The following is a 3,073-nucleotide window of genomic DNA, read 5'->3' on the forward strand; positions in this document are numbered from 1 at the left end:
CACGACAGCGATGCATCTTATTGAGACCTAAACCAATTAATACCCTACGTTGAATAGATGGACGACGAATCGGGCTACCTATCTGCTTAACAACTATTTTATCAACCCTAGAAGAAATCACCTAATCACCTCATTATTTACCGCTAGAAGCAGATTCCACAATCGCAATACGCCTCGCCTGAATAAGAGAATTTTTTATACCCCTACGAGAAGCAACATCTCTTGGATGAACCTGGTATTTAAGAGCATCAAAAGTCGCACGAACCACATTATACGGATTGGAAGAACCTATACACTTAGCAACAACATCACGCACACCAAGAACTTCACAGATTGCACGGGTTGCCCCACCAGCAATAACACCGGTACCGGCCTTGGCAGACCTCATAATAACCTTACCCGCCCCATGACGCCCTTTGCTGTCATGATGCAAAGTACGCCCGTCTAACAACGGAATAGAAACCATGTTACGCTTTGCATCTTCTGTCGCCTTCCTAACAGCTTCCGAAACCTCACGAGCAGTACTATGAGCAAAACCCACTTTGCTCTTAGTATCACCTACCACAACCAAAGCAGCAAAAGCGAATCTACGCCCACCTCTTAGAACTTTAGAAACTCGATTGATCGATACAATGCTATCGACCAGATCGCCATCACGCTCTTCGCGATTATGGCGATTCTCACGCTGAGAACGTTCTTTTTGCGCCATCGCTTAATCCCTTCCTTCCACAAAAACGGTGAGAAGAATTCTCCCCCGCCGTTACAATAATCAAAAACTAATCCCACCTGCACGAACTGCATCAGCTAAAGCTGCAAGTCTCCCACCATAGACGTATGGTCCACGATCAAAACAGACAGCCTTAATGCCCATTTTCGCAGCACGCTCCGCTACAAGCTGTCCAACAGCCGAAGCAGCAGCAATATTTGAACCCGTCTTCAAAGAAGAACGAAGAGGCTGGTTTAAACTCGAAGCCGAAACAAGAGTGTGACCAGAACTATCATCTATAACTTGAGCATATATATGCTTGGAAGATCGATAAACACTCAAACGCAATCTCCCTTTTGATACAAGACTCAAATTACGACGTACGCGACCAGCACGACGAGCAAGAATATCTTTTCTAGTAATCATCTATATCCAACCCCTATTTCTTCTTACCTTCCTTGCGCACAACAACCTCATCTGCATACTTAATCCCCCGACCTTTATATGGTTCAGGCTTTCGATAATCACGAATTTCAGAGGCAACCTGCCCAACCTGTTGCTTATTTATACCAGAAACGATAATTTCAGTTGGCTTAGGAACAGAAAGGCTAACTTCAGGTGGGGGATAGTAAAAAATATCATGGGAAAAACCCAAAGAAATTTTTAAATCCCTCTCTACCATAGAAGCACGATAGCCCACACCACTAATTTCAAGTTTACGCTCATAACCTTCTTTAACCCCATGCAAGAGATTAGAAAGCATGGTACGCGACATTCCCCATTTAGAACGAGCTTCCTTCGAATTGTTGACAGGACTAACAGACAATACACCTTCCCGTAGAAAGACATCTACATCATCACTAACCGTAAAAGACAACTTTCCTTTAGGACCTTCAACGCTTACCTCACGATCCTTAACCTTTACATTTACATCAGGAGATATTTGAATACCCTTCTTACCAATTCGAGACATCTCAAAAACCCCATCCATAAAAACGCAAAATAAAATCTAACCTCAAAAGACAGAGCATAAGACTTCTCCCCCAACATTATACTCTCGAGCCTTATGATCTGCCATAACCCCCTTCGAAGTAGTAACAACCATTACACCCAAACCATTAAAAAAACGAGGAATTTCTTTTGCACGAGAATAACAGCGTCGACCCGATCTAGATACACAAGAAATCTCACGTATAACAGAAGAACCTTGGGAATACTTAAGCTCAATTTTAAGCTGATATTTTCCTTTTTTACAATCAACTAAACTGTATCCCCGAATATATCCCTCTTCTTGCAAAACATCTAAAACCTTAGCATGCAACCCAGAAAACGGACTTACAACAAATGGCTTGCGCCGAAGAGCGGCATTACGAATTCGCGTCAACATATCACCTAAACAACTCATAATACCCTTCTCCCTACCAACTAGACTTAGTCATACCAGGAACATTGCCGATACTTCCTAACTCACGAAGAGCTATACGTGACAATCGAAAATCCCTATAAAAACCACGAGGACGACCCGTAACCTCACATCGACTACGGACACGAACTTTAGAACCATTTCGAGGCAGAGAATCCAACTTAAGCATTGCCTCAAATCTTTCTTCTAGAGTCAAAGATTTATCCATCATAATCTTCTTCAAAGCCAACCGCCCAGAAGCCTGATTGACGACAATTCTAGAACGACGCCTGTTCTTCTCAATCGCACTTACTTTTGCCATACACAAAGATTCCTTACATAAACCATCAACAAAAATCATCTCAAAAATGGGAAGCCAAATAATTTTAATAAATGCTTAGCTTGTTCATCAACCCTAGCAGTAGTACAAATAGATACATCCATACCCAGGACACAATCAACCTTATCATAGTCAATTTCCGGAAACACAATATGCTCTTTTATTCCAAAAGAAAAATTTCCATAACCATCAAAGCTCTTAGAATTCAGACCTCGAAAGTCCCGAAAACGAGGCAAAGCCATGTTAACCAGACGATCAAGGAACTCATACATCTTTACACCACGCAAAGTGGCTTTTACCCCTACCTTCATGCCTTCTCTTAACTTAAAACCAGCAATAGAACGCCGTGCATAAGTAATAACAGGCTTCTGCCCAACTATCAAAGCAAGATCAGCTGCAGCTACCTCTGATTTTTTAGAGTCTAAAACCGCCTCACCTATCCCCATATTAACAACAACTTTTTTAATTTGAGGAATCTGCATCACATTCTTATAAGAAAATTCTTTTTGCATCGCCTCACGAATATTAAGCCGATATTCCTTCTTCAAACGCGGCTCATATTTATCTTTAACCATCGACAGGCTCCCCAGAACGTTTATCCATACGAATCTTCTTGCCATCAACA

Annotated in this window: 7 protein-coding genes; all 7 read right to left on the minus strand. The window is 41.8% G+C overall.

The annotated features are described in order from the left end of the window. Positions 1 to 121, minus strand: a 121-nt coding sequence (locus H0G72_RS05855) for an uL30 family ribosomal protein (RefSeq protein ID WP_310649501.1), incomplete at its 3' end; no start/stop codon positions are given. Positions 122 to 133: 12 nt separating this feature from the next. Then, a complete protein-coding gene (gene rpsE / locus H0G72_RS05860) occupies positions 134 to 709 on the minus strand; it encodes a 30S ribosomal protein S5 (protein WP_182017836.1) in 576 nt (191 codons plus the stop codon). A 60-nt stretch (positions 710 to 769) separates the two neighbouring features. Further along, on the minus strand, positions 770 to 1,132 hold the full coding sequence (gene rplR / locus H0G72_RS05865) for a 50S ribosomal protein L18 (RefSeq protein ID WP_182017837.1): 363 nt from the start codon (positions 1,130 to 1,132) through the stop codon (positions 770 to 772). 13 nt (positions 1,133 to 1,145) lie between these two features. Then, positions 1,146 to 1,679 carry a 50S ribosomal protein L6 gene (gene rplF / locus H0G72_RS05870; protein WP_182017838.1) on the minus strand — a complete coding sequence of 178 codons (534 nt, stop codon included), beginning with the start codon at positions 1,677 to 1,679 and terminating at the stop codon, positions 1,146 to 1,148. 42 nt (positions 1,680 to 1,721) lie between these two features. Further along, positions 1,722 to 2,111, minus strand: coding sequence for a 30S ribosomal protein S8 (rpsH, locus tag H0G72_RS05875; RefSeq protein ID WP_182017839.1), 390 nt, complete (start codon positions 2,109 to 2,111; stop codon positions 1,722 to 1,724). 13 nt (positions 2,112 to 2,124) lie between these two features. Beyond that, a complete protein-coding gene (rpsN, locus tag H0G72_RS05880) occupies positions 2,125 to 2,430 on the minus strand; it encodes a 30S ribosomal protein S14 (protein WP_182017840.1) in 306 nt (101 codons plus the stop codon). Between the two features lie 35 nt (positions 2,431 to 2,465). Beyond that, on the minus strand, positions 2,466 to 3,023 hold the full coding sequence (gene rplE, locus H0G72_RS05885; RefSeq protein ID WP_182017841.1) for a 50S ribosomal protein L5: 558 nt from the start codon (positions 3,021 to 3,023) through the stop codon (positions 2,466 to 2,468). Positions 3,024 to 3,073: the final 50 nt, after the last annotated feature.

It is taken from the genome of Candidatus Liberibacter sp., from assembly GCF_014048425.1.
GTDB lineage: Bacteria > Pseudomonadota > Alphaproteobacteria > Rhizobiales > Rhizobiaceae > Liberibacter.